The 1,691-nt window shown below is 64.5% G+C and carries 2 protein-coding genes; one reads left to right on the plus strand and one right to left on the minus strand.

What is annotated here, in order from left to right:
• Positions 1 to 1,296, minus strand: a 1,296-nt coding sequence (gene dnaK / locus BGN95_RS02665; protein WP_286771541.1) for a molecular chaperone DnaK, incomplete at its 3' end; no start/stop codon positions are given.
• Between the two features lie 152 nt (positions 1,297 to 1,448).
• Here dnaK and BGN95_RS02670 point away from each other — a divergent pair.
• The coding region (locus BGN95_RS02670) for a copper chaperone PCu(A)C domain-containing protein (protein WP_286771542.1) at positions 1,449 to 1,691 on the plus strand (243 nt) is incomplete at its 3' end.

Raw genomic sequence — 1,691 nt, forward strand, 5'->3', positions numbered from 1 at the left:
CGTCACCGCCTGCTGATTGTCGTCAGCGGTGGAGTAGGTCTGCGACTTCTTGGTCGGGATCGTCGTGTTGCGATCGATCATGCGGGTGAACACGCCGCCCAAAGTCTCGATGCCCAGCGACAGCGGGGTCACGTCGAGCAACAGTACGTCCTTGACGTCGCCCTGCAGCACGCCGGCCTGGATCGCCGCGCCCATCGCCACCACCTCATCGGGGTTGACGCCGGTGTGCGGCTCCTTGCCGAAGAAGTTCTTCACCACTTCGCGGACGCGTGGCATGCGGGTCATGCCGCCGACGAGCACGACATCGGCGATCTCGTCGGCCTTCATCCCCGCATCGGCCAGCGCCTTGCGGCACGGCTCCAGCGTGCGCTGGATCAGGCTTTCGACCAGCTTCTCCAGATCGGCGCGGGTGATCGTCTTGACGAGGTGCTTCGGGCCGTTCTGATCGGCGGTGATGAAGGGCAGGTTGACCTCGGTGGTCTGCGCCGAGGACAGCTCGATCTTCGCCTTTTCCGCGGCTTCCTTGAGCCGCTGCAGCGCAAGCTTGTCCTTGGTGAGGTCGATGCCCTCGTCCTTTTTGAAGCCTTCCGCGAGATATTCGACGATCTTCGAATCGAAGTCTTCGCCGCCGAGGAAGGTGTCGCCGTTGGTCGCCTTCACCTCGAACACGCCGTCGCCGATCTCGAGGATCGAGATGTCGAAGGTGCCGCCGCCAAGGTCATAGACCGCGATCGTCTTGCCGTCCTGCTTCTCCAGCCCATAGGCCAAAGCCGCCGCGGTCGGCTCGTTGATGATGCGCAGCACTTCGAGGCCCGCGATCTGGCCGGCGTCCTTGGTCGCCTGACGCTGGGCGTCGTTGAAATAAGCCGGAACGGTGATCACCGCCTGCGTCACCGCCTCGCCGAGGAACGATTCGGCGGTTTCCTTCATCTTCTGCAGGATGAAGGCGGAGATCTGCGACGGGCTGTAATCCTTGCCGCCGGCCTCGACCCAGGCGTCGCCGTTCGGCCCGCGCGCGATCTTATAGGGGACCAGTTCGGTGTCCTTCTTGGTCACGGGGTCGTCGAAGCGGCGGCCGATCAGGCGCTTCACCGCGAAAATCGTATTATCCGGGTTGGTCACGGCCTGGCGCTTCGCCGGCTGGCCGATCAGCCGCTCGCCATCCTTGGCGAAGGCGACGATCGAGGGCGTGGTGCGCGCACCTTCGGCATTTTCGATCACCTTGGGCTTGCCGCCCTCCATGACCGCAACGCACGAATTGGTGGTGCCGAGGTCGATACCGATAACTTTTGCCATGAGTGCTCTTCTAGCCCCTACATTTAAACTGCGCCGTGCCCCGTGAAGCGGCGACACGGAACGATGTTGACCGGGCGGATATAGGTGTCGTGCGTGTTGCCGCAAGAAGGCGCCGCAGCTAGGTTCCGCGCATTGTTCGGTAAAGGGAGAAAATGGTCGTGCGCAGCGTGGTGGCTTTGACCGTTGGCATCGCGGCGCTGGCGGGCTGTTCGCAGGCACCGCAACTGTCGGTGAGCGACGCCTGGGTGCGGCTCGCGGCGGTGCCGGGCCGCCCGGCGGCGGGCTATTTCACGCTTCACGGCGGCCCGACCGACGCGACCCTGATCAGCGTCGCCACCGATGTCGCGGTGCGCACCGAGATGCACGAGATGAAGGCCGGCGCGGGCGGCGCGATG

Source organism: Sphingomonas sp. 66-10 (assembly GCF_001897045.1).
GTDB lineage: Bacteria > Pseudomonadota > Alphaproteobacteria > Sphingomonadales > Sphingomonadaceae > Sphingomonas > Sphingomonas lycopersici.